The following is a 26872-nucleotide window of genomic DNA, read 5'->3' as shown; positions in this document are numbered from 1 at the left end:
TCACGGCCGCGCCGCCCGCCGCCCGACCGGCTATGGCCTACCCGCGGTCCTCGAGTGCGGAGGTCCGCGGGTCGGGGTCGGTGGTGGCGGTCTTGTCCGCGAACACCCGCTCGACGGCCAGCACGATCAGCACCACGACGATGCCGGCGGCCACGGCGGCCAGGACCGTCGGCCAGTTTGCGCCGGGGGCCAGGACCTCGGCCTCCTCGGTCTGCCACGGCCACAGCGCGCGCAGTGACCCCAGCATGAGCCCGGCCATGGCCACCAGGGTGGGCTTGCGGAAGTCCTCGAGCAGGCGGTCGAGGACCTTGACGAAGAGGGAGATCCCGACGAGCGCGCCCAGGGCGAACACGCCGAGGTAGGCGAAGTTCCGGTCGTCGACGGCACCGAGGGTCGGGGCGTAGAGCCCCATCGCCAGCAACAGGTAGGACCCCGAGACGCCGGGCAGGACCAGGGCGCAGATCGCCACCGCCGCCGCGACGAACACCAGCAGGTAGGAGGGGTCACTGATCGAGCCGCTCGGCAGCCCGGACAGGACGAACGCGAACGCGGCACCGAGGACGAAGATCAGGCCCAGCACCCAGTTGCGCCCACCCGGGGTGGACCGCGCCATCCCCAGCGGCACGGCGATGCTGGCGGCGACCATGCCGAGGAACAGCCCGCGGGCGATCTCGGGACTGCCCTCGACGAAGCCCTTGAGCACACCGGCCATGGTGAAGACCATGACGAGCATGCCCAGCGCCAGCGGCAGCAGCAGCCACCAGTCGACGTGCCGGAACGCCGCGCGGGTGCGGGCCCGACGCTCCGGCCCGAGGGCGGCCGAGCGCAGGCCGTCCACGACGTGCGCCCCGGAGTCCAACAGGCGCGGATAGACGCCGGTCACCAGCGCCACCGTTCCGCCGGAGACGCCGGGCACGAGCTCGGCCATCCCGATGAGCGCGCCGCGGACGACGTTGCCGGCCATCCCCAACGGTCCGGGCCGGACCGGCACCGGCGTGCCGGGGTCGAGATCGGCGTCGTCGACCGGGTCGTGGACGGACCGGACCGGATCGTGGACGGACCCGGCCGGGCCGTGGGGGTCGCGGGAGGGCCTCGACGAATCGGCAGTCATCGTTACAGCTTCCCCGAACCACGCCCCTCGATCCAAGCGACGCACCCGGAGCGCGGGGGGATGACTAGGCTCGACAGTCCAGCGGCACGTCATCCGGCGACGTGCCCCCGGGCCGGCGTGGGAGGTCGGGACATGCCGATGCACTACCCCCCGCTGCCCGACGGCACCTACCGGTACGGCGACCCGCCGCAGCCGTTGCCCTCCCCCGTCCCCGGGCCGGATCCGAGCTCTCCTGCCCCTGATCCGGGCTCCGCGTACCCGCCCCCGGCCCCCGATGGCCGCCCCGGCGACGGCCCACCGCCCGCCTGGGCCCCCGCGGAGGGCCGCCCTCCCGGCACCGCGGCGGCCGCGGCGATCATCGGGGTGGCGGCCCTCGTCGTCGTCGTGGTCCTGGGCGTGGTCTTCCTCGGCCCCGGATCCGACCCCGGCCGCGGTACCGACCCGTCGCGCGGCCCCTTCCCGCAGGTCCTCCCCCCGGCCGAGCGGGCACCGGGGTCCGGATCGTTCACGGTCGACGGCACGTTCACCGTCGTCTCGACCCCCGCGGAACCGGTCTCCGGCGACCGCACCGGCTGCGACCTGCCCATCACCCTGTCCGACATCGGCGAGGGCACCACCATCACGCTCATCGACAGCGGCGCCGCGCAGATCGGCACCGCCATGCTCGTCTACTCCGGCGGCGACCTGTCCTCGTGCACCTTCACCTTCGAGTTCCCCGACGTCCCCGCCGGCGGCTCGTTCTACATGGTCGAGCTGCCCGGCCGCGGCCAGCTGACCTACACCGAGGGCGAACTGCGCGCGGGCGTCGACATCACCCTCGGTCGGTGAACAGCCCAGGTCGGTGAGCAGCGAGGTCGGTGAGCAGCGCCGGGCGGGGAGGGCGCCAAGCGCGAAGGCGGGCCGGGGTCGCGCGCACTCCCGGCGGGGGTGCCGGGCGCGCGGATAGGGTGGGGACAGCGACGACGACGAGACGGGAGGCGTGCAACGGTGAGCAACGGCCCCGGACCGGACCATGGTGACGAACCGTTCCGCGCCTCCGAGGTGGAGCGCCTCGTGGAGGGCATCGACCTCGACCCGTTCCTCGGTACGCCTGTCGACCCGTTGGCCGAGCCGCTCGAGCAGCCGGTGCCCGTCGAGGCGCAGACCCCGCCGCTGCTGGTCCTGAGGGACCTGTTGGTCGACGAGCGGTTCCCGGAGCTGTTCGCCCGGGCGCTGCGCGCGGCCGACCCCGACTTCCGTGAACTGTTCCCCCGCGACGCCACGCCGGTACTCCGGGACTTCGCGCGGGCGATGCGGTGGGCGTTCGAGACCACCGAGTACGCGCGCGGCGACCGTGCCAAGGTCGATGAGGTCGTCGAGTTCGCCCGCCACCTGGGCGCCGATCACCGCAAACTCGAACTGACGCCCGGGCATCACCGGCGCTTCGGGGAAGCCCTGGCCCACACCCTGCGGCACCTCGCCGGACGCGCCTGGGACGACCGGCTGGAGACCACCCTGGGCACCGCCTACCGGGTGCTCTCGACCGCGCTGCAACAGGGCGCCGCCGTCGACGAGGGCCCCGCGCGCGTCGGCGCGACCGTGGTGGAGATCCTGCGACCCACCCGGGACGTCGTGGTGGTGCGGCTCATCAGCGACGTGATGGTCGACTACCACCCGGGGCAGTACCTCAGCGTGCTCACGCCCTACGCGCCCGGCGTGTGGCGGCGGCTCAGCCCGTCGATCCCGTCCAACCCGGCCGGGCAGATCGAGTTCCACGTCCGCGACGTGCCCGGCGGCGCGCTCAGCGGCTCACTGGTCCGCAGCGTCGGCGTCGGTGACCGTTGGGTGCTCGCCCGTCCCCTGGGGATGCTCGAGGTCGACCGGTCCGAGCCGACCCGGGACGTGCTCATGATCGCCGGCGGCACCGGGATCGCGCCCCTGCGGTGCCTGCTGCTGGACATGATGCGCCACGCCGACAACCCGCGCGTCCACCTGTTCTACGGGGCCCGCTTCCCCGGCGATCTCTACGACCTGCCGACGTTGGTCGACCTCGCCGCCACCGCCCCGTGGTTGACGATCCAGCCCGTCGCCGAGGAGGACGAGGACCCCTGGTGGGCCGGTCCGCGGCAGGACCTGCCCCGCACGCTGCACCGTCGGCAGACCGGGACCCTGGTCCGGGCGGTCACGCAGTGGGGGTCGTGGGCCGACCGGCAGGTCATCGTCTCGGGCTCACCCGAGATGCTGCGCGCGACGGTGCGCGGGCTGGTCGCGGCGGGCACCCCGCGGGAGAACATCAGCTTCGACCGCCCCTGACAATCCCGCCGCGCGGCGCAGCCACCCACGTCGCCATCCAGAAGACAGTTCCGCACACGACGCCCGAGAGCGGGTGTGCGGAACTGTCTTGTCGATGCGGGAAAGCGCCGCGGCGGCCGGATCAGCGCGCCGCCGCGACGGTGTCGGCGTCCTCGCCGGCGCCGGGCGCGCCCTCGTCGGGGTCGTCGGTCGTGTCACCGCCGTAGCCGGCTGCGGTACCGCCGTCCGCGCCGCCCCCACCCTCGTCGTCGTCGCCGGCCTGGGGCTCACCCGCTGGCGGGACGGGGGTCTCGGTGCTGGTCTGCGGAGTGGAGGTGGTCGCCCCCGTCGTGGTGGTGGGACTGGTCTGCGAGGTGGTGGTGCTGGTGGGCGCCTCGCACGGCTGGAACACGCGGCGGAACCGGTCGGGGACGCCCAGCTGCTCGAGTTGCTCGCGGCACACGTCCGAGGTGGGCTCGGCCAGGAACTCCCAGTCGTCGTCGCGCCACGAGAGCAGCTCGATCTCCCCGTCGTCGCGGGTGACCAGCAGGAACCGCTCGTCGCATTCCCGCACGGTCGTGCCGCTGCCCAGCTCATCGGCCACGAAACCCGGGCTACAGCGTTCGGCCGGACTCGGCGGGCCGGTCGTCGTGGGCTGCGTCGTCGGCGGCGTGGTCCGGGTGGTCTGCGAGGTGGTGGTCTGCGTCGTCGTGGTGGGGATGGCGACCGGGTCCTCGTCGCCGCCGGTCGCGGAGACCAGCCACACCACCAGCGCCGCCACCAATGCGACCGCGAGCAGGATGGCGGCGATCATCCACGGCGTGGACCCGCCGTCACCGCCACCGTCGTCCCAGGCGTCGCCGTCGTCCGGAGGCGGGACGTCCCCAGGAGGCGGCACGTCCCCGGCGGCGTGGCCGGGGTCGGGGACGCCCGCGGCGGTCGGATAGCCGGACGTGCCGGGACCAACCCCGGACACCCCGGCCCCGGCGGCCGCGCCGAACGCCCCGGCGCCGCCGGCCGCGCCGGCAGCCCCACCCGCGGCCGCGGCTCCGCCGTCCTCCGGGTACTGCGACCACGCCGTGCTGCCCTCCCCCGAGCCGACCGGCGGGAGGTGCTCGGTCGGCGGGTCGGTGGGCGGGAGTTGCTGCGTCGGCGGGTCGGCACCCGGCTCGACGGCCGGATTCGGCTCGGTGACAGCGTCGTCGCCCGGGCGCTCGGAATCAGCGGGGCCCTCGCCCCGGTCCGGGCCGTGCGGCCCGGTCACCGCGGGACCTCCCCGCCGGAGCGCTCCGTGACCCGTCCGTTGGCGAGCACCGGGATCACCTTCCGGATACCGGTGACCTCGTCGTCGTCGACATCCACCACCAGTAGCTCCGATCCGGCGCCCGCCTCGGCGCGCACGGTCCCGTCCGGGCCGACGAGCATCGAGTGACCGACGCCGGTGGGGGCGCCGGGCTTGACCTCCATGCCCTCCACCTCGGGATCGGCCTGCCCGACGGCGAACAGGAACGTGGTCGAGTCGAGCGCGCGGGCGCGGGCGAGCAACCGCCACTGGTCGACCTTCCCCTCGCCCGCACCCCACGAGGCGCTGCACAGGGTGATCCGGGCGCCGGCGGTGGCGAGCGCCGTGTACTGGCCCGGGAAGCGGATGTCGTAGCAGACACTCAAACCCACGCCCACGCCGTCGACCGTCACCACGTACGTGGCGTCGCCCGGCTCGACGGTGTCGGACTCGGCGAACCCGAACGCGTCGAACAGGTGGATCTTGTCGTAGCCCAGGTGGAGGTCGCGGTCCGGCCCGCCGCCGGCGTCGCCGGCCGGGCCGGTCACCAGGAGGGTGTTGCGGACGCGACCGCCCTGCCCGGGCGTGAACATGCCTACGACGACGAGAACACCGTGCTCACGAGCCGATTCAGCCACCGAGGTCGCCCACGGGCCGTCGAGGGGTTCGGCGATCTCGTCCAGCCGGCCCGCACCGAACGCCCGCATGGTGGCCTCGGGGAACACCACGATCCGGGCCCCCTGCGCGGCGGCCTCGGCGACCGACTCGCGGACCAGCCGAAGGTTGTCCTGCGGGTCGCGTCCGGTCAGGATCTGGGCGGCGGCGATGCGCACGGGTCGTCCTCCTCGTCGGCAGGGGTCGGCTACGGGGTCTCGGGTACGGGGTTTCGGCCACGGGATGACCGGGCGGCCGACCGATCCTGGTCGTTCGTCTCCCCGACGCTACCCGCGTGCGGGGTCGGCGTCCCCGCCCCGGGCGGGGACCCGTCGCGCGATCCCGACACCGCGCTCCCACAGCCACCACACGCACACCCCCACCGCGAGCGAGGCGACCCACGAGAGCCACGGGTGGCCCGCGTCCCGGATCGGCGGATAGACGAGGAAGTGGGTGAGGTAGATGAAGAGCGAGGCCGCCGCGAGGGGGGTCACCACCCGGACCACCGGCCGGGGCAGCCGGACGACGGGGATCCAGATCAGGGCGAGGATCCCGGCCACGATCACCACCTCCCGCCCGGGGTCGCCGAACCAGCCCGGCACGCACACGAGCGCGACCGCGGAGCAGGCGAGCCGCGCCCACATCGCGGTGAGCGCTGCCCGGTGCCCGCCCGATCCGCCCGGCCCGCCCGGTCCGGACCCCCCGGGTTCGGCCCGCGCCACGGCCCAGCCGAGCGCGAACAGCCACAGCACCGCCGGCGCCGAGTACCACACCAGGGGCCCGCCGCCGAGATCGATGACCGCGTAGCGCACGAGCAGTCCGAGCCCCACCAGCGTGGCGGGCAGCGCGAACGGCCACCGCCTGTCGAGCCTGCTGACCGCGGGAATAGCCATGAGCGCGGCCACGCCGAGAAGCAGGTAGACCGTCGCCTCGACGAACCACATCTGCCACGGGTTCCACCACCGGTCGTCGGACCAGGAGCGGGGACCCAGGAAGTGGGTGGCCAGCAGCGGCGAGTACCAGTGGTAGCGACTGGTCAGGGGGGTAACGAGCAGCAGCCACACCACGGCGGGGACCGCGATCCTCCCGACCGTCGTGAGCACGCCCCGGGCCCGCTCGCGGGCGCTGGCGGAGTGCAGCCGGAAGCGGGCCAGGGAGTAGCCGGTCAGAGCCACCAGGACGTGGGCGCCGCCGTAAACCGCGAACGCCCGGGTGTGCCCGCCCACGATCGTGAGGATGAACAGGGCGCGCAGCACCACCGAGGTGTCGACGCGGGCCCACGCCCGCCAGGGGGTCCAGCGGGAGGCCGCCGGGGGACGCGGTCCGGCAGCGCGGGTGTCGAGCTCCCCCAGTGGGCGCAGGTGCCAGTCGCGGGGTAGGCCGGGCACCCGCTCCTCGAGCCGGGTCGAGAGCACCACGTAGGTCAGGGAGTCCCCGCCGAGGTCGACGAACGTGGCGTCCGGCGGGCAGGAGTCCAGGCCGAGCGCATGGGCCACGAGCGTACTGGGCGCGTCGGCGCCCGCCCCGGCGCCCGTCCGCGCGCGGTCGGCGACGAGTGCACGGAGTGCGGCCTGGTCGACCTTGCCGGCGGGAGTGCGGGGAGGGTCGACGACGACGACCTGCTCGACCGCCGAGGTGGGCAGTCCCGAGGCCGTCGCGGCGGCGGTGGCGAGGGCCTGCGAGCGCTCGCGGGTGACCACGACCAACCGGTCGGGCTCCCCGACGCACCAGGCGTCGAACCCGCCGTCCGCCAGGGTCGATTCCACCCGACCCAGGTCGATCCGGTGTCCGAAGATCTTGGTCTCGCGCCCCATCCGCCCGACGATCTCCACGAGGCCGTCGTCGGCGATGCGGGCGAGGTCCCCGGTCCGCAGCTCGTCCAGTTCGGGCCCGCGGGCGAGGTCGGCCGAGGTGCGGGCGTACCCCATCATCACGTTGGGGCCGCGGTACACCAGTTCACCGGGGGCGTCGGGATCGGTTCCCCGCGGACGGTCGACGCGGAAGGAGCCGCCGGGGATCGCGATCCCGATGGCCCCCGCACGGGTCCGCGCGAGGTGAGGGGGGAGGTACGCCATACGCGCGGTCGCCTCGGTCTGGCCGTACATCACGACCAGTTCTGCCCCGCGTGCTTCCAGGTGCGCGGCCAGGCGACGCACCGCCTCCGGCGCGAGGCGCCCGCCCGCCTGGGTGAGGTAGCGCAGGCGGGTGAGGCGGTCCAGCCGGTCGAGACCGACGCGCTCGAGGAGTTCGACCGTGTGCGGGACGGCGGCGAACGTCGTCACCTGCCCGGCCTCCGCCCGGTCCCAGAACGCCGGTGCGGAGACGGAGTCGGAGTTGAGCACCACGGACGCGCCGGCCAGCAGGTGACTGTGCAGGACGGACAGGCCGTAGCAGTAGTGCGGCGGCAGGGTGGTGATCGCCCGGTCCCCCGGCACGATGCCCAGGTAGTCCACGATCGACCGCGCGTTGGCCAGCACCGCCCGCCGGGACTGCCGGACGAGCTTGGGTGCGCCCGTGGACCCGGAGGTGCTCAGGAGCAGTGCGAGGTCGGGATGCAGGTCGTGCCGCGGCGGCGCCGTGAGCACCCCGGCCGGGAGGGGTCGGCCGTCCCCCGCGACAACGTCGGGGTGCCACGCCGCGAGGAGGTTGTCGGTGGCCGCGCCGTCCGGCGGCAGGAGGAGCGCGACGTGGCCGGCGGAGTGGGCGGCGAGATAGTCCACGAGGAACTCGATGGTGTTCGTTGCCACCAGGCCGATCAGGCGACGACCGGTCGTCACGGGCGGGTATTCGGCGGCGCGCTCGGCGCTCATCCGGGAGAGCGCGGAGTAGGTGTACTCCGCCTCGTCGGTCACCACGGCGACCGCGGTGCCGCGCCCGGCGGACTCGTCGAACAGGCCGGGCGGAGCCTGCCCCTGATGCGTACGTGCGACGGTCACGCGCCGAACTATATTAGGTGAGGCTTCGCTATGAAAGTCGGGCGGATCCGGTCATCAGCCGTCGCGGCGGCCCGTCTCCCGCTGGTGACGGGGCCGCCACACGACCACCGACGTCGAGCGGGGCACGTGGACGAGTTCACCGCCCGCCCGGCCGGAGGACCCAGAACGGCGACGAAGTTCGGCGACCTCCTCGACCAGTTCTGACACGCGGCTGCGCAGGGCGTCGACCTGATTGGTCAGCTCGATTATCCGCTTGATGCCGGCGAGGTTGACGCCCTCCTCCTGGCTGAGGCGCTGGACCTCGCGGAGCAGTGCCACGTCCCGCAGCGAGTAGCGTCGCCCACCGCCGCTGGTGCGCTCGGGGGTGACGATCCCGAGGCGGTCGTAGGTTCGCAGGGTCTGGGCGTGCAGCCCGGACAGTTCGGCGGCCACCGAGATCACCAGGACGCTGTCGTCGGGCCCCAGCTCCCCGACGTCCCGCCGGGGGCTCATGCCGACCCGGCCCAGCCCGACCGCGGATCGAAGCCGGCGGCGCGCAACGCGTCGTCATAGGCGGCGAGCTCGGCTTCGGCCATCCCGGCGGGGGGCGTGGCCACCCGGAGGGTGACCTTGAGGTCACCGGTTCCGGACTTGCGTGCGATACCCCGGCCACGCACCCGAAGGATCTGTCCGTCGCGGGAGCCGGCGGGGATCTTGACGGTCACCCGCCCGGTGAGCGTGGGTACCGACACCTGGGCGCCGCGGACCAACTCCGGGTAGGACACCGGCAGGTCGACGAGCAGGTCGGCCCCGTCGCGGTCGAACACCTGGTCCTTCTGAACGGTGACCGTCACGTACAGGTCGCCCGACGGTGCCCCGCGGAAGCCCGCCTCACCCTGCCCGGAGAGCCGGATGCGCTGGCCGTCGGAGACGCCGGCCGGGACCTTGACGTTGATGGTGCGGGTGCGGTCCGTGACGCCGCTGCCCGCGCACTCGGTGCACGGGTCATCGATCTTGGACCCGGTGCCGCCGCAGTCGGTGCAGGGCTCGGCGAAGCCGAAGGCCCCCTGGGTGCGCTGGGTGACGCCCGCACCATGGCAGGTGCCGCACACCTTGGGGCTGGTCCCCGGCTTCGCGCCACTGCCGTGGCAGATCAGACACGGCGAGGCGGAGGAGAGTTTGATCTGGACCGTCTCGCCGAGGGCGGCCTCACGGAAGGACAGGGTCAGGGCGGTCTCGACGTCCTGGCCGCCCCGCGGGCGCTGTGCCCGGCCGCGGCCGGCCCCGCCGCCACCCGGGCGGGCCTGGTTGAACAGGCCGCCGAACAGGTCCGAGAATCCCCCGGCGCCGCCGGCGGGCCCGCCGCCACCGAAGAGGTCGTTGATGTCGAAGTCACCGCCGGAGGCGGTGTACCGGCCCCCGCCGCCCGGGGCGAAGCCGCTGAACCCGCCGGAGGTGACCTGGTCGCGGAAGGCGTCGTACTCCTTGCGCCGGGCGGGATCGCCGATGACGTCGTTGGCCTCGCTGATCCGCTTGAACTTGTCCTCCGCGGCCGCGTTGCCCGGGTTGGAGTCCGGGTGGTTCTCCCGCGCTAGCTTGCGGTAGGCCTTGCGGATCTCGTCCTGGGTGGCGGACTTGGAGACGCCCAGTTCGGCGTAGTAGTCCTTCTCGACCCATTCGCGCTGACTCACCAGACGCCTCCCTTCTTCTTGTTGCAGTTCTTCTTCTTATTGCAGTGTTCGGGTCTACGAATTCTCTCAGTTCCCCGGCACATCCGGGGTGGGTCGGCGTGCGGGTGCGTCCCGAGATCATCGGGACGCCCCCGCACGCCGGGGTGATGAGCCGGTGGGCTCAGCGGACGCTGACCATCGCCGTCCGCAGGGTCCGCTCACCGTGGCGGTAGCCTTTGCGCAGGACCGTCCCCAGCACGGGCTCGGATCCCTCGGATTCGTCCTGCACGGCCTCGTGGAGGGCCGGGTCGAACGGATCGCCCTCGTTGCCGAAGGACTCGACACCCTGGGATGCCAGTAGCGCGCGGACCTTGTCGGCGAAGACCTTGAGCGGCCCCTCGGCGAGGTCGCCGTGCGCCTCGGCCCGGTCGAGGTCGTCGACGATACCCAGCAGCTCGGTGAGGACCGAGCCCTTGGCGGTGTCGATGATCGATTGGCGGTCACGTTCGACGCGGCGCCGGTAGTTGGCGAACTCCGCCGACACCCGCTGCAGGTCCGCGGTCCGCTCGTCGAGCTGCGCCTGCAGCGCGGCGGCCGGATCGTCCGCGGGAACGTCCCCGGTCGGGGCGCCCCCCGCGTCAGCGGCATCGGCTGCGGTGCCGTCGGCGTCGCTGTCGGTCGACGGCGGGGCGTCGTCGACGATCTCGGCCTCGACCGCCTCGGCGGCCTGCTCGGCCTCGTCGTCAGCGCCGGCCCACGCCGCCTTCTCGGAGGCGTCGGTCTGCTCGGGGCGGGTCACTTGGACTCACCCTTCGACTCGTCCTCGTCAACCACCTCGGCATCGACCACGTCGTCGTCGGCCGAGCCCGCACCCGACGCGTCGCCGGCCTCGGCACCCTCGGCCGCGGAGGCCTCGTAGATGGCCTGGCCGACGGCCTGCGCCTCGGTGTTGACCTTCTCGACCGCGGACTTGATGGCGTCGACGTCCGAGCCCTCGAGGGCGGTCTTGGCGTCGGCGATCGCGGCCTGGAGCGACTCCTTCTTGTCGGCCGGGATCTTGTCCTCGTTCTCCGAGACGAACTTCTCCGTCTGGTAGATCGTGGACTCGGCCTGGTTGCGGGCGTCCGCCTCCTCGCGACGCTTGTGGTCCTCGGCGGCGTGCTCCTCGGCGTCCTTGATCATCTGGTCGATCTCCTCCTTGGACAGGCCGGAGCCGTCCTGGATGATGATCGTGTTCTCCTTGCCGGTGCCCTTGTCCTTGGCGGTCACGTGGACGATGCCGTTGGCGTCGATGTCAAAGGTGACCTCGATCTGCGGCACGCCACGCGGCGCGGGGGCGATACCGGCGAGCTCGAACGAACCGAGCAGCTTGTTCTGCGCCGCCATCTCGCGCTCGCCCTGGAAGACCTGGATCTGCACGGACGGCTGGTTGTCGTCGGCGGTCGTGAAGGTCTCCGAACGCTTGGTCGGGATCGTGGTGTTGCGCTCGATGAGCTTGGTCATCACGCCACCCTTGGTCTCGATGCCCAGCGACAGCGGGGTCACGTCGAGCAGCAGGACGTCCTTGACCTCACCGCGGAGCACGCCGGCCTGCAGCGCGGCACCCACGGCCACGACCTCGTCCGGGTTGACGCCCTTGTTGGGCTCCTTGCCGCCGGTGAGCTCCTTGACCAGGTCGGTCACGGCGGGCATACGGGTCGAACCGCCGACCAGCACGACGTGGTCGATGGAGCCGACCGAGATGCCGGCGTCCTTGATCACGGCCTGGAACGGGTTGCGGCAGCGATCGAGCAGGTCCTGCGTGATCTTCTGGAACTCGGCGCGCGAGAGCGTCTCGTCCAGGAAGAGCGGGTTCTTGTCCGCGTCGACGGTGATGTACGGGAGGTTGATCGAGGTGGACTGCCCGCTGGACAGCTCGATCTTGGCCTTCTCCGCCGCCTCGCGCAGGCGCTGCAGGGCCATCTTGTCCTTGGTCAGGTCGATGCCGTTCTGCGCCTTGAACTTGTCGACGAGCCAGTTGACGATCCGCTGGTCCCAGTCGTCGCCACCGAGGTGGTTGTCACCGGAGGTCGCGCGGACCTCCACGACGCCGTCGCCGATGTCGAGGAGGGAGACGTCGAAGGTGCCGCCACCGAGGTCGAAGACCAGGATGGTCTGCTCCTTGTCGCCCTTGTCGAGGCCGTAGGCCAGGGCGGCCGCGGTGGGCTCGTTGACGATGCGCAGGACGTTGAGGCCCGCGATCTGACCGGCGTCCTTGGTGGCCTGACGCTGGGCGTCGTTGAAGTAGGCCGGAACGGTGATGACGGCGTCGGTGACGTCCTCACCGAGGTAGGACTCGGCGTCGCGCTTGAGCTTCTGCAGCGTGCGGGCGCTGATCTCCTGCGGCGTGTAGGTCTTGTCGTCGATCGAGTCCGACTTCCAGTCCGTGCCGATGTGGCGCTTGACCGAGCGGATGGTGCGGTCGACGTTGGTGACCGCCTGGTTCTTCGCCGGCTGGCCGACGAGGACCTCGCCGTTCTTGGCGAACGCGACGACCGACGGGGTCGTGCGCGCGCCCTCGGCGTTGGCGATGACCGTGGCGTCGCCGCCCTCGAGGACCGCGACGGCCGAGTTGGTGGTGCCGAGGTCGATGCCTACTGCACGTCCCATGATGTTCTCCTTCTACTGACGTGTACGGGTTCTCTCTAAGCGGACCCGGCTCAAGGCTCGGATCGATGGCTCCACCCTGCCTGCCGGTGGTCTGCCGCGTCAACCTGAGTTGAGCCTGTCCCGCTGAGGTTTGTCGCCCCGTATAACCCCCGCCCTGCCGGATCCATTCCGGCGGTGGCGCAACTCACACTATTCATTGAGCCCAGCGGGCTCAACAACGAGAAGAGCGCCCCGGCCACCGCCTCTCGGCGGTGCGGCTCGGAGCGCTCTTCGCATGGGAAGGGGAAGGTGCGGGAAGGAGAAGAAGGTACGACGACGACGAGGTCCGCCGTCACCCGGATCAGATCAGATGACACCCTGCGCGAGCATGGCGTCGGCGACCTTGCGGAACGCGGCGATGTTCGCCCCGGCCACCAGGTCACCCGGGGCGCCGTACTCCTCGGCGGTCGCCGCCGCGGTGGCGTGGATGGAGGTCATGATGCGGTCGAGCTCGGAGTCCACCCGCTCGAAGTCCCACAGCAGCCGACCGGCGTTCTGCCGCATCTCGAGACCGCTGGTGGCCACGCCGCCGGCGTTGGCGGCCTTGGCGGGCCCGAAGAGGATGCCGGCCCGGTGGATGACCTCCACCGCCTGCTCCGTGCACGGCATGTTGGCGCCCTCGGCGATCACGCGGCACCCGTTCTTGGCGAGCGTGCGCGCCTCCTCGGCGTCGAGCTCGTTCTGGGTGGCACAGGGCAGCGCGATGTCGCACTCCACGTCCCACACGGAACCGGTCTCCCGGTAGGTGCAGTTGCCCCGCTCCCGCGCGTAGGCCGACAGCCGTTCGCGGCGGACCTCCTTGACGTCCAGGAGCAGGTCCAGGTCGAGACCGTCCTCGTCGTGGACGTAACCCTGACTGTCCGAGCAGGCCACGACGGTCGCGCCGAGCTGGGCCGCCTTCTTGGCCGCGTAGATCGCGACGTTGCCGGAGCCGGAGACGACCACCCGGGAGCCCTCGAGGCTGTACTCGGTGTCGCGGAGCATCTCGCGGACGAAGTAGACGAGCCCGTAGCCGGTCGCCTCGGTGCGAGCCCACGAGCCGCCGTACCCGACGCCCTTGCCCGTGATGACGCCCGCCTCGTTGCGGCCGGTCACCTTCCGGTACTGGCCGTACAGGTACCCGATCTCGCGCCCGCCCACGCCGATGTCACCGGCCGGGACGTCGAGGTCGGCACCGATGTGGTGCGCGAGCTCGGACATGAAGGACTGGCAGAAGCGCATCACTTCCGCGTCGCTGCGGCCGTGCGGGTCGAAGTCCGAGCCGCCCTTGCCGCCGCCCAGGCCGAGGCCGGTGAGGGCGTTCTTGAAGACCTGCTCGAACCCGAGGAACTTCAACGTGTCCTCGTCCACGGACTTGTGGAAACGCAATCCGCCCTTGTACGGGCCGAGATCGGAGCTGAACTGCACACGGAAGCCCCGGTTGACCTGGACCGCACCGGCGTCGTCGACCCACGGCACCCGGAAGGACACCACGCGCTCGGGCTCGATGATCCGCTTGAGGATCCCGCCCTCGACATATTCCGGGTGCTGCTTGACCACGGGTGCGAGTGACTCCAGCACCTCGTGCACGGCCTGCCGGAAGAGGTGCTGTCCGGGATTGCGTCGCACCACGGTGTCAAGGGCGTCGTGCAGTGCGGCGTCAGCGTCGGACATGGGACCTCCGGGTAATGAGTCTTTGGTGATGACGCGTACGTCGTTGCCGAAGAGGCAGCCTAGCGGCAGGGCCCCCGATTCTCCGACTCAGCTGCGTCACATGAATCGACGACCGAATCCCACTAATCACACGTGTCACACTGGACTCACTAATCACATCTCCGTAATCTGAGCCGCGACACACCGAGCCACTGCCGGTCGACGCGCCGTCGCCCAGCCGTGCATTCCGGAAGGCCATCATGCGTATCACCTCGAAGTTCGCCGCCGTCGCCGCCGCCGCGGCGCTGGTGGTCACCGCGACCCCTGCCGGCGCGGCCCCCTCCCCCACACCCGGGAGCCCGGCTCCGTCCGCCTCCCGCCCCGCCGTCGCCCAGCCCCTGCCGGCGTTGGCCGACGCGCTCGGCCCGGAGCTGACCTCACTCGTCGAGGCACTGCGACGTGATCTCGGACTCACTCCCGAGCAGTTCCTCGCCCAGGCCGGCATCGGAGAACGTCTGGCCGAGGCCCGTCCCCGGTGGGAGCAGCAGTTCCGTCAGTCGTTCGGCGGCGTCTGGCTGGACGAGGAGGGCACCGGCCTGGTCGGCGTGGTGGCCGGCGCCGCCGGAGACGAACTGCGCGACGAGGCCACCCGGTCCGGGTTCACGGTCAAGGACGTGGCGCTGACCACGAGCGAACTCGAGGCTCGCGAGCGCCAGGTCATCAAGATCATCGAGGGCACCCCCGAGGACATGCAGGACCTCGTCACCGACGTCCGCGTCGATCCGACCCGCAACGCGGTCGTCGTCACGACCCGCGGGGGCGAGGCCGCGCAGCTCGGGAACCTCGACGCCCGCCTGCGGGACCTCGCCGAGATCGACATGATCGAGGCCCCCGACCCGGCGTTCGACACGGCCCCGTTCGGCAGCGAGGGGGGAACCGGGTCCGACGGCGGCCCGACCGTCGACGGCATCGAACCGGCCACCACCCGCGCGGACGACCCGGACGGGACCGGCGCGGCGCCCGGGAGCGGCGGCGACTCCGGCTCGCTCGGCAGCCTGGCCCTGCTCAATGACGCCGGCCTCGTCCCCGAGGGCCCCATGCGCACGGTCATCGACCTCCTCGCCGGCCTGACCCCCGGCACCGGGTCGATCATCGACGGGATGATGGCCCAGACCATGGTCGACCCCGGCACCCCCGTGCCCGAGGACCAGCCGCGCGCCATCGAATCGGTCCCCGCTCCGGCGGGGCCCGTCACGGGCGGTACCGCGTACCAGGTGGGCGTCCCGGGAGGAATCCTCGAGTGCTCGACCGGGTTCAACGGTGAACTGGACGGCAAGCCCGTCGTCATCACCGCCGCGCACTGCGCCGGCGCCGACGGCACCCGCGCCGCCCTCGCCGACGGCGAGGAGTTCGGCACCATGACCCGCAGCGAGCGGGAGGGCATCGACACCGCCCTCATCGCGGTCGACGACGACGTGGCGGACCGGTTCCGTTCCAATCTGGTGGGAGACGGGCCGGACAGCACCCAGGAGATCATCGGCACCGCGGACCCGGTCGTCGGACAGAAGGCCTGCAAGACCGGATTCCGGACCGGCTTCTCCTGCGGGACGATCTCGCAGGTCGGCGCCACGATCGACGTGGCGGGCACGCGCACCATCTCGAACGCCTTCACCGTGGACCTGTGCGCCCTGCCCGGCGACAGCGGCGGCGTCGTCTTCTCCGGCGACCGGGCCCTGGGCATCTCGAGCGCGTCCAACGTCGCGGACTCCGTCACCTGCGCCGACGCCGACGCCGTGGCCCGGACGGCCGGGTTCACCCCGCGCCTGTCCGCCGTCCCGATCGCCGACGTCCTCGCCGCACACCCCGGGCTGACGCTCCGGACCAACTGACCCTCCCCTTCCACGCGGGCCCCGCCTGCGAGTGGAGCCTGCTCCGGTAAGGGCAGCCTCAACTCGGCAGACGGGGCCCGCGTGGCTTACCTTTGACCTCGACACAGTCGACGGGCGCCCACAGGGTCCTATGAGTGCTCGTGCGTCGAGAAGTGCGACGAAAGGCCGCGAACCATGTCAGGCGTGACCATCACACTCGGGACGATCGGCGTCCTGCTCAGTCTGTTCTGTTGGGCATCCTTCATAGGCGGCGTCACGCGCATGGTGCGCAGCCTGTTCCTGGGACAGAAGGACGGATTCGACCGGCTGCGGCCGATCCTGCCCCGTTTGAAGAACGTCATCGTCGAGGTGGGCGCCCACACCCGGATGGCCCGCAAACGGTCGGTGGGCTTCTTCCACTGGTTCGTCATGGTGGGCTTTTTGCTCGGCTCGATCGTCTGGTTCGAGGCCTACATCCAGACGTTCAACCCCCGCGGTGGCTGGCCCTGGCTGTCCGACCAGGCCTGGTACCACGCCGTCGACGAGTTCCTGGGCCTGGGCACCGTCATCGGCATCACCGTGCTGATCATCATCCGTCAGATCAACCAGCGTCGCGGCCTCAACCGCTTCGTCGGCTCGGACCGCAAGGCCGCCTACTTCGTCGAGACCGTCGTGCTCCTCGAGGGCCTGGGCATGATCTTCGTCAAGGCCGGCAAGCTCTCGCTGCAGGCCGCCGACGGGTACGACTTCCACTGGTCCACCGACTGGGTCACCGGCCCGCTGTCGACGATCCTGCCGGCCAACGAACTCATGGTCTCGGTCTTCGCGCTGATCAAGCTGCTCACCGGCATGATCTGGCTGTACGTCGTGGGCCGCAACATCACGTGGGGCGTCGCCTGGCACCGCTTCTCCGCGTTCTTCAACATCTACTTCAAGCGCGAGGCCGACGGCCGCACCGCGCTCGGCCCGCTCAAGCCGATGACCATGGACGGCGTCCCGCTGACCATGGAGAAGGTCGAGGAGCTCACCGAGGCCGACGAGGACTTCGAGCCCAAGCTGGGCGCCGGAGCCATCGAGGACTTCTCGTGGAAGGGCTGGCTGGACTTCTCCACCTGCACCGAGTGCGGCCGCTGCCAGGAGCAGTGCCCCGCCTGGAACACCGGCAAGCCGCTGAGCCCCAAGCTCATGATCATGTCCCTGCGCGACCACGGCGCCGCGAAGGCGCCGTACCTGCTCGCCGGGGGGCAGACCACGATGGGCGAGGAGACCGGACTGGTCGACGCCGACGGCAACCCCGACGAGGCCAGGCTCGCCAAGATCCCGGAGGCGGCCCGCCTCGAGGCCCAGCGTCCTCTCGTCGGTCACACCACCGCGGACCTCTCCGACGACCCGATGGCCGCCGGCATCATCGACCCCGAGGCCCTGTGGTCCTGCACCACGTGTGGCGCCTGCGTCGAGCAGTGCCCGGTGGACATCGAGCACGTCGACCACTTCATCGACATGCGCCGCTACCAGGTCCTCATCGAGTCCGAGTTCCCGACCGAGCTCGCGGGCCTGTTCAAGAACCTCGAGAACAAGGGCAACCCCTGGGGCCAGAACAACTCCGGTCGCGACGAGTGGATGAACTCCCTCGACTTCGAGATCCCCGTGATCGGCAAGGACATCGAGGACTTCGCCGACACCGAGTACCTGTTCTGGGTGGGCTGTGCCGGCGCCTTCGAGGACCGTGCCAAGAAGACCACCCAGGCCGTGGCCTCGCTGCTGCACACCGCCGGAGTGAAGTTCGCGGTGCTGGGTCAGGGCGAGACCTGTACCGGCGACTCGGCCCGCCGCGCGGGCAACGAGTTCCTGTTCCAGATGCTCGCCCAGCAGAACATCGAGGTCATGAACGACGCGTTCGACGGCGTGCCCGCCGCGCAGCGCAAGGTCGTCGTGACGTGTGCCCACTGCCTCAATGCGCTGAAGAACGAGTACGGCGACTTCGGCGGCGACTACCAGGTGGTCCACCACACGCAGCTGCTCAACCGTCTGGTGCGCGAGAAGCGCCTCGTGCCGGTGGCCCCGATCGACGGTGGCGTCACCTACCACGACCCGTGCTACCTCGGCCGCCACAACCAGGTCTACGAGGCCCCGCGTGAGCTCATGGACGGCTCGGGCGTGACCCTCACGGAGATGCCCCGTCACGGGCAGCGGTCCATGTGCTGTGGCGCCGGTGGCGCGCGCATGTGGATGGAGGAGACGGTCGGCAAGCGCATCAACATCGACCGTGTCGACGAGGCCCTGTCGACCAAGGCCACGAAGATCGCGACGGGCTGCCCGTTCTGTCGCGTGATGCTCTCGGACGGGGCCACCGCCCAGACCGACGGCACCGAGCAGGAGGGCCAGGTCGAGGTCGTGGACGTCGCCCAGCTGCTCCTGGAGTCCGTCTCCCGTGACGGCGGCCTGCCCGAGCCTCGCGAGGCCGCGTGGCTGGAGCAGCCCACGCGCGAGAAGACCAAGGCGGAGAAGGAGGCCGAGCAGGCCGAGCGCGACGCCGCCGAGGCGGAGTCCGCCACGGCCGCCGCACCCGCCGCCCCGGCCGAGGCCGCGCCGGACAACGCCGTCGTCGACGAGGGCGAGGGCGCGGAGGTCGCCGCCGCCGGAACCGGTGGCGCCGCCAGCGCCGCCGAGGCCGGCCCGTCGGCCGCCGATTCGACGGGCGCTCCCAAGTCGGGTGGCCTCAAGCTCGGTGGCGGCGGAAAGGCCCCCGGCGGCCCCAAGGCCCCGGGTGCGCCGAAGGCCCCCGGCGCTCCGAAGGCCCCCGGCGCCGCCGGGACCGGCGAGTCCGCCACCGAGGCCCAGTCCGCGGTGAAGGACGCCGAGCGCACGGAGGAGACCCGCGAGGCCGCGCAGGGCTCCGCTCCGGCCACCACCGGCGCTCCCAAGCCGAGCGCCGGCGCGCCGAAGTCCGGCGGGCTCACCCTGGGTGGCGGGGCCAAGGCTCCGGGCGGGGCCAAGGCTCCGGGCGGGGCGAAGGCTCCGGGCACGGCCACGGCTGCGGCGTCCGAGCCGTCCGCGGGCGAGTCCGCCGCCGCGCAGACCGAGACCGCCGATGCCGGGTCCGGCACGGACACCGCCCCGGCCGCGCCCGCGAAGCCGGCCGTCGGCCTGGGCCTCAAGGGTGCAGCGAAGGCACCCGGCGCGCCCAAGGCACCCGGCGCTCCGAAGGCACCCGGCGCTCCGAAGGCACCGGCCGCCGCCCCGGCGACCGAGGCCCCGGAGAAGGCCGAACCCGCCGACTCCGCTACCCAGGCTGAGACGGCCGAGGCTGAGTCACCTGCGACCGAGTCAACTGCGGCAGAGTCGACGTCGACCGACTCCCCGGCGAAGCCCGCATCGAACGGGGCGATCCCCCGTTCGAAGAAGTCGGGAGGGTACGGCCTCTCCCTGGGCTGACGCCCACCGGACGCCACCGCGGCCCGTGATCAGGACTCCTGATCACGGGCCGCGGTCGTTTCATCTCCGTACTCGCCACCGTCAACAGGTGTGGTGAGCCTCCTGCAGCTTGTAGACGGGCGTCGGAATACCCTCCATCCGGGCCTTGAGCTGCAGCGCGAGATACCTCGAGTAGTGGCGGGACTGATGCAGGTTGCCCCCGTGGATCCACAGTTGCTCGACGTTGGTCGGCTTCCACATGTTGCGCAGCTCGCCCTCCCACGGTCCCGGGTCGCGCGTCGTGTCCGACCCGTAGCCCCACACCTTCCCCACCCGGTCGGCGACCTCCTGGGACACCAGGTCCACGAGCCACTGGTTCATCGACCCGTACCCGGTGGCGTACACGATGATGTCCGCCGGAAGCACCCGGCTGCCGTCGAGCTCGACGCCGTCGGGCAGGATGCGTGACACTTGGCCACTCTCGAGCGCGACCTCGCCGTCGATCAACAGCTGACTCGCACCGACGTCGATGTAGTAACCCGACCCGCGCCTGAGGTACTTGAGGAACAGACCGGAACCGTCCTCCCCGAAGTCGAGGTCGAATCCCACCTCGCGCAACTGGTGGTAGAACTCCGCGTCCTTCTCCGCCATCTGCTCGTAGACCGGGATCTGCGCCCCCGGGAGCAGTCGGTAGGGCCATGAGGCGAAGAGCATGTCCGCCTTCTCCGTGGTGACACCGGCGTCGAGAGCCTCTTCCGAGTAGAGGGGGCCCAGCGCGAGGGACATCAGGGATTCACTGCGGGAGATGTGCGTGGATGAGCGCTGCACCATCGTGACGTGCGCACCGTGATCCCACAGAGCCGCGCAGATGTCGTGAGCCGAGTTGTTCGACCCGATCACCACGGCCCGTTTGCCCGCGACGTCGCCCTCGCCCGTGAACTCGGACGAGTGCCACTGCCGGCCGGCGAAGTCCTCCGAGCCCTCGAACCGCGGGATGTTCGGGTACCCCGACACCCCGAGCGCGAACACGAGTTGGGTCGGGCGCAGCACGACCTTCTCGCCGCGGCGGTCGACCTCGACACGCCACGTCCCCGAGTCCTCGTCGAAGTCCGCCTTGAGACACTCCGTCCCGGACCAGTAGTCGAGGTCCATGATGGCGGTGTAGTGCTCGAGCCAGTCACCGACTTTGTCCTTCGCGGGGAACACCGGCCAGTCTTCGGGGAAAGGGATGTACGGCAGGTGGTCGTACCAGACCGGGTCGTGGAGATGGAGCGACTTGTAGCGCTTGCGCCATGAGTCACCCGCGCGTTCGTTCTTCTCGATGACGATGGTGGGTACCCCGAGGCGCTTGAGACGAGCGGCGAGCCCGATACCGCCCTGGCCTCCGCCGATGATGACGGCGTAGGGCTGCTCGGTGTACCCGAGGGTCTCCTGGCGCTCGATCTTCTGCTCGAGCCAGGTCTTCCGGCCCCGGGTGATGACGTGGTCGACACCCTGGTCGCGACTGTGGCGCTTCTTCTCCTCGTGGCCCTTGAGTTCCTGCAGGGTCGTCAGAAGAGTCCAAGCCCGCCCGTCCCTCAGTCGGAGGTGGCCCCACCCGCGGCCCGTGGCCGTCTCGAAACGCACCCACGCCTCCACCACCCCGTCGCTGTCGGTGGCGGGTTCGTCGAGGGCCCACCCGGACGGTTCGACGGCTGCGAGCTGGCGGCTCAGCATGTCGCGGATCTGGTCGCGGCCCTCGAGTGTTCTGAGGTTCCAGGTGAAGGCGACGAAGTCGCGCCAGTACCCGTCGGCGTCGAACAGGTCGGCCGCCCGGCCCGGGTCCCCCGATCGCAGGGCCTCGTCGAAGGCAGCCAACCACCGTTCGACCACTTTGTCCGGCTGAACGCGGTCGACCTCCGGACCCCCGGGGCTGCGGTCTGCCGGTGCCTGCTGAGTCTCGGTCATGTCCACTCCTCCACTTCCTGTAGCTTCTGGGATGACGTAGATCACACTTTCTTCCCAAGGGGGTGGCAATGTCGTTGCACGCGACGTTGCGGTTCTCCGACCCGGGGGCGTTCGCGGCGCAGTCGATCAGGGCGCACGAGTCCGCCCTGGCCGGTGGGCTCCCCCCCGATCTGGACTCACGGCTCCTGCGCGCATGGAGGCGCAGCGGGGAGGCCGGCGTCTCCCCCGACCAGGAACTCCCGGCGAGCGTGCTGTCCGGCGACGAACTCGTGACCGCTCGAGCGGACACCCCGCTGCGTCACATCGCGGACGACGTCGTCTCCTCACTGGCGGACACCTCCGCGGCCGGGCGACACGTGGTCGTCATCTCCGATGTCCGTGGTCGGGTGCTCTGGCGATCGGGCAGTGCGCAGGTGCTCCGTCGGGCGGACTCGATCGCGTTCGCCGAGGGGGCCGACTGGTCCGAGCGGGGTATCGGCGCCAACGGGATCTCGATGGCACTGGACGCAGGGACGCTCGCGCACGCCACGGCGGGGGAGCACTTCGTGCGCGCCCACCACGGGTGGACGTGTACGGCGAGTCCCATCAGGGACCCCCACGGACGGGTCCTCGGTGTCCTCGACGTCTCGCATCCCCTCCGGTTCTCGTGCGCCGAGACCGTCTCGCTGGTCCGGTGCGGTGTCCGGCTCGCCGAGACGCTGTTGACCGCCCGGGGCACCGCGACCCCCGCCGTCGCCCCCGGGCCGGATGCCCCCGGCCCGCACGACCCACATCCCGAACCCGACGGGACGCGCTCCCCCGTGACCTCGATCCGTCTTCTCGGGTGGAAGCCGGCGGTGGTCCGTGCCGACGGGACCTCCGTCGCCCTGACCCCGAGGCGGGCAGAACTCCTCGCGCTCCTGGCCTCGCGGGAGGCGTGGTCAGCGCGCGCCCTGTCCGAGGCCCTCTATGACGACGGGTCCGCCACGACCACGGTGAGGGGCGAGGTCCGGAGACTTCGCCAGGCCACCGGTCTGAGCATCGGATCGCAGCCCTACTGTCTGGCGGCGCACGAGCGGCAGTGTGTGGACTACTTGTCCGTCGAGCATCCTGATGACCTCCTGCCGGACTCGGAAATCCCGGCGATCGTCGACCTGCGGTACGGGATCTGACCCCGCACCCCTCCCGGCCGGTCCGTGACACCGGACACGCGGACCGAGGTGGCACAATCGCAAGGTATGACGCCTGAGACCACGGGACGAACGCTCCACCAGCTGCGCACGCTCGACCAGTCCTCCAAGCTCAAGGACGTCCTCTACGAGATCCGCGGGCCGGTACTGGCCAGGGCCAATCAGCTCGAGGCCGAGGGTCACCGCATCCTCAAGCTGAACATCGGCAACCCCGCGCCGTTCGGGTTCGAGGCGCCGGACGTGATCATGCGGGACATGATCGCCGCGCTCCCCCACGCGCAGGGTTACTCCGAGTCCAAGGGAATCTTGTCGGCCCGGCGGGCGATCTTCACCCGCTACGAGCTCGTCCCGGACTTCCCCCGTCTCAGCGTCGACGACATCTACCTGGGCAACGGCGTCTCCGAGCTCATCACCATGACCATGCAGGCGCTGCTCGACGATGGCGACGAGGTCCTCATCCCGGCACCCGACTACCCGCTGTGGACGGCCATGACGTCGCTAGCGGGCGGCAAGCCCGTCCACTACCTCGCGGACGAGGACGACGACTGGAATCCGTCGTTGGAGGACATCGCCTCCAAGATCACGCCGCGCACCAAGGCAATCGTGGTGATCAACCCCAACAACCCGACCGGGGCGGTCTACTCGCGCGAGGTCCTGCAGGGGATCGTCGACCTCGCCCGCGAGCACAGCCTGCTCATCCTGGCGGACGAGATCTACGACCGGATCGTCTACGACGAGGCCGAGCACACCTCCATCGCCACCCTCGCGCACGACCTGCTCGTGCTGACCTTCAACGGGTTGTCCAAGACGTACCGGGTGGCCGGGTACCGGGCCGGCTGGGTGGCCATCACCGGGCCCAAGGCGCATGCGGCCGGGTTCCTCGAGGGGCTCGAACTCCTCGCGTCCACCCGACTGTGCCCGAACGTCCCGGCGCAGCACGCCATCCAGGTGGCTCTCGGCGGCTACCAGTCCATCAACGAGCTCATCGAGCCCGGCGGCCGGCTGCACGAGCAGCGAGGCATCGCGTGGGAGAAGCTCAACACGATCCCGGGCGTGAGCTGCGTCAAGCCCATGGGTGCGCTGTACGCCTTCCCCAAGCTGGACCCGAACGTCCACGAGATCCACGACGATCGGCTGTTCGCCCTCGACCTGCTCGAGCAGGAGCGGATCCTCATCACCCAGGGCACGGGCTTCAACTGGCCGGACCCCGACCACTTCCGGGTGGTCACCCTGCCCGCCTCCCGCGATCTGGGCGTGGCGATCGAGCGGATCGGCAACTTCCTGGCCTCGTACCGGCAGTAGCCCGGGGCCGCGTCGGCCGGTGTCAGGTCGGCCAGTGCCAGGTCGACGGGTGTCCGGAGCGCATCGACGGGACGACGCCCGTGCGGCGGGTGGCGCCCTCCACCGGCACCCCGCGTCCGAGGGCGCGGTAGGTCCAGCCGGCGGCGCGCCAGCGGTCGGCGGGCATGCAGTTGCGACCGTCCAACACGACCCGGCCTCGCGCCACCCCGGTGACCGCGGCCGGGTCCAGCTCGACGAACTCCGGCCACTCGGTGGCCACCAGCACCACGTCGGCGCCCTCACAGGCGGCCAGCGCCGATTCGGCGTACGTCAGCGTGGGAAACAGGGCGCGGGCGTTGTCCAGGGCCTGCGGGTCGTACACCACGGTGCTCGCGCCCTTGAGCGAGAGCATCCCCGCCACGTTCAGCGCCGGCGAGTCCCGTACGTCGTCGGAGTTCGGCTTGAACGCCGCCCCCAGCACCGCGACGGTCTTGCCGATGACCGTGCCCCCGCACGCCTCGACGGCCAGGTCCACCATCCGCTCGCGCCGGCGCATGTTGATCGAGTCGACCTCCCGCAGGAACGTCATCGCCTCGTCCGCCCCCAGCTCGCCCGCACGGGCCATGAAGGCGCGGATGTCCTTGGGCAGACAGCCGCCGCCGAAGCCCAGGCCGGCGTTGAGGAAACGCCGCCCGATCCGCTTGTCCATGCCGATCGCATCGGCGAGCACCGTCACATCGGCGCCGGCGGCCTCACACACCTCCGACACCGCGTTGATGAAGCTGATCTTGGTCGCCAGGAAGGCGTTCGCGCTGACCTTGACCAGCTCGGCCGTCGCCAGGTCCGTCACGATCACCGGACACGGATCGGCCTCCAGGATCGGCGCGTACGCCTGGGACACCAGCTCCCGCGCGAGCCCCAGTGCCGACTCACCGCCGGCCAGGCCGATCACGATCCGATCCGGCGTCAGGGTGTCCTTGACCGCGAACCCCTCGCGCAGGAACTCCGGGTTCCACAGCACCTCGACCCGCACCCCGTCCGGGGCGCGGGAGTCGGCGATCTGTTGCAGCCGCGCGGCCGTGCCCACCGGCACCGTCGACTTGCCCACCAGCGCCGCATCCGCGGACAGCAGGGGCGTCAGTCGCGCCACGACGTCCTCCACGTGCGAGGTGTCGGCGGCGAACTCACCCTTGCGCTGCGGGGTCCCGACCCCGATGAAGTGCAGGTCGGCGAAGGCGGCCGCCTCGGCGTAGTCGGTGGTGAACCGCAACCGCCCCGACTCCACGTGCCGCAGCAGGATCTCCGGCAGCCCCGGCTCGTAGAACGGCACCTCGCCCCGGCGCAGCCGCTCGATCTTGGCCTCGTCGACGTCCACCCCCAGCACCTCGTGGCCCAGCTCGGCCATGCAGGCGGCGTGGGTCGCACCGAGATACCCGGTCCCGAACACGGTCATACGCATGGCGCTGTTCTACCCCGTCGACGCGGCGCGGTGGGAACGGGCTGGTGAACGGAGGGCGAGCAGTGCGCGCCGGATGGCCGCCGCCGTCCGCCGGGTCACCGGAAGTTCAGGTACGCCTTGGAGGCGGTGGGGCCGCGCTGGCCCTGGTACTTCGAGCCCACGGAGGCACTGCCGTACGGGGTCTCGGCGGGACTGGAGAGCCGGAACAGGCACAGCTGGCCGATCTTCATCCCGGGCCACAGCGTGATGGGCAGGTTCGCCACGTTCGACAGCTCGAGGGTGATGTGGCCGTCGAACCCGGGGTCGATGAAGCCGGCGGTGGAGTGCGTGAGCAGCCCGAGTCGACCGAGCGACGACTTGCCCTCGAGCCGGCCGGCCAGGTCGTCGGGCAGGCGGAGTCGCTCGAGGGTGGCCCCCAGGACGAACTCGCCGGGGTGCAGGACGAACGGGTCCCCCTCGGCGGGCTCGACCAGTTCGGTGAGCTCGTCCTGCTGCTGCGCGGGGTCGATGTGGGTGTAGCGCGAGTTGTTGAAGACCCGGAACATCCGGTCGAGCCGGACGTCGATGCTCGACGGCTGGATCAGCGCGGGGTCGAGGGGGTCGATGCCCAGCCGCCCGTCGGCGAGCTCGGTACGGAGGTCACGGTCGGAGAGCAGCACGGTCCTGAGGGTACCGCGCGCCCCCGGCGAGCAACCGGAGCTGGGTCCCCAGCTCGGTGACGTCCGTGCAGGCCTCGGCGAACGGCAGCCGTTCGCGCCGCGCGCGGCCCTCGCGGTCCGTCAGCTCGAGGTCGACGCCGGCGCGGTCGATGCCGATCAGGAGGGGGCGCTCGGCGGGCAGGCACCGGCAGACACGCAGGGCCAGCCGCGGCACCACCTGGCAGCGCGGATCGTTGAGGTGGTCGAGCCAGTGCCCCTCGAGGTCTGTGAAGGGGTCGGGCCCGGAGGTGGCGAGGTCGTCGAGGGCGATGTCGGTGACGCCGGAGTCATCGGTGAGCAGGATCCGCTCCGTCCGGAGCCGGACGAGCGCCGACTCGGATCCGACCCCGAGCAGGGCCGAGTCGGGCAGGTCTCGCGCGATGCGGGTGGCGGCGTGGCGTTGGGCGCGCGTGTCGATCTGTTCGACCAGTCCGTCGACGACGACGAGGCGGCGACACCGGCCCCGGGCTGCCCCGCCGAGGATCTCGTCGAGCACCTCGAGACGGGCGTGCACTCCCCCGGACGGGATCGCCGCGGCGTCGGCCGTCGGGAGGACGAGGCTGAGGTCGGCCGTTCCGGAAGTCCGGTGCGCGAGCGCGACCGCGGGAGTGGCGTTCACGCGGGAGCCGGCGGTGGGAGCGGGGAGACTCAGCGTGGCCCTCGCGCAGCGCCGCAGTGCCGAGCTCGCCCGTTCGGCCGGCTCGGGAACCGGTCCCACCAGTGATCGCATGCCTTCGCCCTCTCGTCATCGCGGTCCCGGCCTTTTCCGTTCCGGCGCCTCAGGGGTAGTGGCGCCGGAACGGAAAACACCGG

The 26872-nt window shown here is 71.4% G+C and carries 19 protein-coding genes; 6 read left to right on the top strand and 13 right to left on the bottom strand.

Going from position 1 to position 26872, the window contains the following annotated elements; all coding sequences use genetic code 11:
• Nucleotides 1-37: 37 nt before the first annotated feature.
• Nucleotides 38-1111 carry a DUF368 domain-containing protein gene (locus NR111_RS12235; protein WP_253002508.1) on the bottom strand — a complete coding sequence of 358 codons (1074 nt, stop codon included), beginning with the start codon at nucleotides 1109-1111 and terminating at the stop codon, nucleotides 38-40.
• A 132-nt stretch (nucleotides 1112-1243) separates the two neighbouring features.
• On the opposite strand from NR111_RS12235, the gene NR111_RS12230 reads away from it, so the two are divergent.
• Together NR111_RS12230 and NR111_RS12225 are read left to right on the top strand one after the other, a co-directional pair.
• Nucleotides 1244-1939 (top strand): hypothetical protein, encoded by a 696-nt coding sequence (locus tag NR111_RS12230; RefSeq protein WP_096906707.1) that lies wholly within the window; start codon nucleotides 1244-1246, stop codon nucleotides 1937-1939.
• A gap of 159 nt (nucleotides 1940-2098) precedes the next feature.
• Nucleotides 2099-3403, top strand: coding sequence for an FAD-binding oxidoreductase (locus NR111_RS12225; protein WP_256820915.1), 1305 nt, complete (start codon nucleotides 2099-2101; stop codon nucleotides 3401-3403).
• 121 nt (nucleotides 3404-3524) lie between these two features.
• On the opposite strand, the gene NR111_RS12220 is transcribed toward NR111_RS12225, so the two are convergent.
• From NR111_RS12220 to gdhA, 8 genes are all read right to left on the bottom strand, one after another.
• A complete protein-coding gene (locus NR111_RS12220; RefSeq protein WP_256820914.1) occupies nucleotides 3525-4646 on the bottom strand; it encodes a hypothetical protein in 1122 nt (373 codons plus the stop codon).
• Complete coding sequence (locus NR111_RS12215; RefSeq protein ID WP_256820913.1) at nucleotides 4643-5497, bottom strand: nitrilase-related carbon-nitrogen hydrolase; 855 nt, start codon at nucleotides 5495-5497, stop codon at nucleotides 4643-4645. Before NR111_RS12215 ends, NR111_RS12220 begins: the two co-directional genes overlap by 4 nt.
• A gap of 108 nt (nucleotides 5498-5605) precedes the next feature.
• Nucleotides 5606-8254 (bottom strand): AMP-binding protein, encoded by a 2649-nt coding sequence (locus NR111_RS12210; protein WP_256820912.1) that lies wholly within the window; start codon nucleotides 8252-8254, stop codon nucleotides 5606-5608.
• A 54-nt stretch (nucleotides 8255-8308) separates the two neighbouring features.
• Entirely contained in the window at nucleotides 8309-8746 is a 438-nt protein-coding gene (locus NR111_RS12205; RefSeq protein WP_120286434.1) for a heat shock protein transcriptional repressor HspR, read from the bottom strand.
• Nucleotides 8743-9924 carry a molecular chaperone DnaJ gene (gene dnaJ / locus NR111_RS12200; RefSeq protein WP_120286435.1) on the bottom strand — a complete coding sequence of 394 codons (1182 nt, stop codon included), beginning with the start codon at nucleotides 9922-9924 and terminating at the stop codon, nucleotides 8743-8745. Before dnaJ ends, NR111_RS12205 begins: the two co-directional genes overlap by 4 nt.
• Before the next feature lie 160 nt (nucleotides 9925-10084).
• Entirely contained in the window at nucleotides 10085-10702 is a 618-nt protein-coding gene (gene grpE / locus NR111_RS12195) for a nucleotide exchange factor GrpE (RefSeq protein ID WP_253002514.1), read from the bottom strand.
• Nucleotides 10699-12552, bottom strand: a complete 1854-nt coding sequence (gene dnaK, locus NR111_RS12190; RefSeq protein ID WP_256820911.1) for a molecular chaperone DnaK — start codon at nucleotides 12550-12552, stop codon at nucleotides 10699-10701. The genes grpE and dnaK overlap by 4 nt, the downstream gene beginning before the upstream one ends.
• Before the next feature lie 345 nt (nucleotides 12553-12897).
• Complete coding sequence (gdhA, locus tag NR111_RS12185) at nucleotides 12898-14244, bottom strand: NADP-specific glutamate dehydrogenase (protein WP_256820910.1); 1347 nt, start codon at nucleotides 14242-14244, stop codon at nucleotides 12898-12900.
• A gap of 239 nt (nucleotides 14245-14483) precedes the next feature.
• On the opposite strand from gdhA, the gene NR111_RS12180 reads away from it, so the two are divergent.
• Together NR111_RS12180 and NR111_RS12175 are read left to right on the top strand one after the other, a co-directional pair.
• Nucleotides 14484-16112 (top strand): S1 family peptidase, encoded by a 1629-nt coding sequence (locus tag NR111_RS12180; protein ID WP_256820909.1) that lies wholly within the window; start codon nucleotides 14484-14486, stop codon nucleotides 16110-16112.
• 174 nt (nucleotides 16113-16286) lie between these two features.
• Nucleotides 16287-19526 (top strand): (Fe-S)-binding protein, encoded by a 3240-nt coding sequence (locus tag NR111_RS12175; RefSeq protein ID WP_256820908.1) that lies wholly within the window; start codon nucleotides 16287-16289, stop codon nucleotides 19524-19526.
• An 81-nt stretch (nucleotides 19527-19607) separates the two neighbouring features.
• Here the strand turns inward: NR111_RS12175 and NR111_RS12170 are convergent, their stop codons facing one another.
• Entirely contained in the window at nucleotides 19608-21452 is a 1845-nt protein-coding gene (locus NR111_RS12170; protein WP_256820907.1) for an NAD(P)/FAD-dependent oxidoreductase, read from the bottom strand.
• 68 nt (nucleotides 21453-21520) lie between these two features.
• Between NR111_RS12170 and NR111_RS12165 the strand changes: the two genes are divergently transcribed.
• Both NR111_RS12165 and NR111_RS12160 read left to right on the top strand, forming a co-directional pair.
• A complete protein-coding gene (locus tag NR111_RS12165; protein WP_206472962.1) occupies nucleotides 21521-22603 on the top strand; it encodes a helix-turn-helix domain-containing protein in 1083 nt (360 codons plus the stop codon).
• A 66-nt stretch (nucleotides 22604-22669) separates the two neighbouring features.
• Entirely contained in the window at nucleotides 22670-23923 is a 1254-nt protein-coding gene (locus NR111_RS12160; RefSeq protein WP_163376283.1) for a pyridoxal phosphate-dependent aminotransferase, read from the top strand.
• 22 nt (nucleotides 23924-23945) lie between these two features.
• Here NR111_RS12160 and NR111_RS12155 read toward each other — a convergent pair whose 3' ends face one another.
• From NR111_RS12155 to NR111_RS12145, 3 genes are all read right to left on the bottom strand, one after another.
• Nucleotides 23946-25361, bottom strand: a complete 1416-nt coding sequence (locus NR111_RS12155) for a UDP-glucose/GDP-mannose dehydrogenase family protein (RefSeq protein WP_256820906.1) — start codon at nucleotides 25359-25361, stop codon at nucleotides 23946-23948.
• A gap of 95 nt (nucleotides 25362-25456) precedes the next feature.
• Nucleotides 25457-26020 (bottom strand): dCTP deaminase, encoded by a 564-nt coding sequence (dcd, locus tag NR111_RS12150; protein ID WP_067719486.1) that lies wholly within the window; start codon nucleotides 26018-26020, stop codon nucleotides 25457-25459.
• A complete protein-coding gene (locus NR111_RS12145; RefSeq protein WP_154829729.1) occupies nucleotides 26001-26789 on the bottom strand; it encodes a hypothetical protein in 789 nt (262 codons plus the stop codon). The genes dcd and NR111_RS12145 overlap by 20 nt, the downstream gene beginning before the upstream one ends.
• Between the last annotated feature and the right edge of the window lie 83 nt (nucleotides 26790-26872).

Source organism: Dietzia sp. Die43, assembly GCF_024519835.1.
GTDB classification, from domain to species: Bacteria; Actinomycetota; Actinomycetes; order Mycobacteriales; family Mycobacteriaceae; genus Dietzia; species Dietzia kunjamensis.
The sequence above is the reverse complement of the archived record's forward strand: the minus strand, read 5'-3'. Positions and strand labels throughout refer to the sequence as shown.

Bases quoted from the DNA above. Each gene is read 5' to 3' on its own strand.
- NR111_RS12235 (WP_253002508.1), bottom strand. From the start codon at position 1,111: ATGACTGCCGATTCGTCGAGGCCCTCCCGCGACCCCCACGGCCCGGCC.
- NR111_RS12230 (WP_096906707.1), top strand. From the start codon at position 1,244: ATGCCGATGCACTACCCCCCGCTGCCCGACGGCACCTACCGGTACGGC.
- NR111_RS12205 (WP_120286434.1), bottom strand. From the start codon at position 8,746: ATGAGCCCCCGGCGGGACGTCGGGGAGCTGGGGCCCGACGACAGCGTC.
- dnaK (WP_256820911.1), bottom strand. From the start codon at position 12,552: ATGGGACGTGCAGTAGGCATCGACCTCGGCACCACCAACTCGGCCGTC.
- gdhA (WP_256820910.1), bottom strand. From the start codon at position 14,244: ATGTCCGACGCTGACGCCGCACTGCACGACGCCCTTGACACCGTGGTG.
- NR111_RS12180 (WP_256820909.1), top strand. From the start codon at position 14,484: ATGCGTATCACCTCGAAGTTCGCCGCCGTCGCCGCCGCCGCGGCGCTG.
- NR111_RS12175 (WP_256820908.1), top strand. From the start codon at position 16,287: ATGTCAGGCGTGACCATCACACTCGGGACGATCGGCGTCCTGCTCAGT.
- NR111_RS12170 (WP_256820907.1), bottom strand. From the start codon at position 21,452: ATGACCGAGACTCAGCAGGCACCGGCAGACCGCAGCCCCGGGGGTCCG.
- NR111_RS12165 (WP_206472962.1), top strand. From the start codon at position 21,521: ATGTCGTTGCACGCGACGTTGCGGTTCTCCGACCCGGGGGCGTTCGCG.
- NR111_RS12160 (WP_163376283.1), top strand. From the start codon at position 22,670: ATGACGCCTGAGACCACGGGACGAACGCTCCACCAGCTGCGCACGCTC.
- NR111_RS12155 (WP_256820906.1), bottom strand. From the start codon at position 25,361: ATGCGTATGACCGTGTTCGGGACCGGGTATCTCGGTGCGACCCACGCC.
- NR111_RS12145 (WP_154829729.1), bottom strand. From the start codon at position 26,789: ATGCGATCACTGGTGGGACCGGTTCCCGAGCCGGCCGAACGGGCGAGC.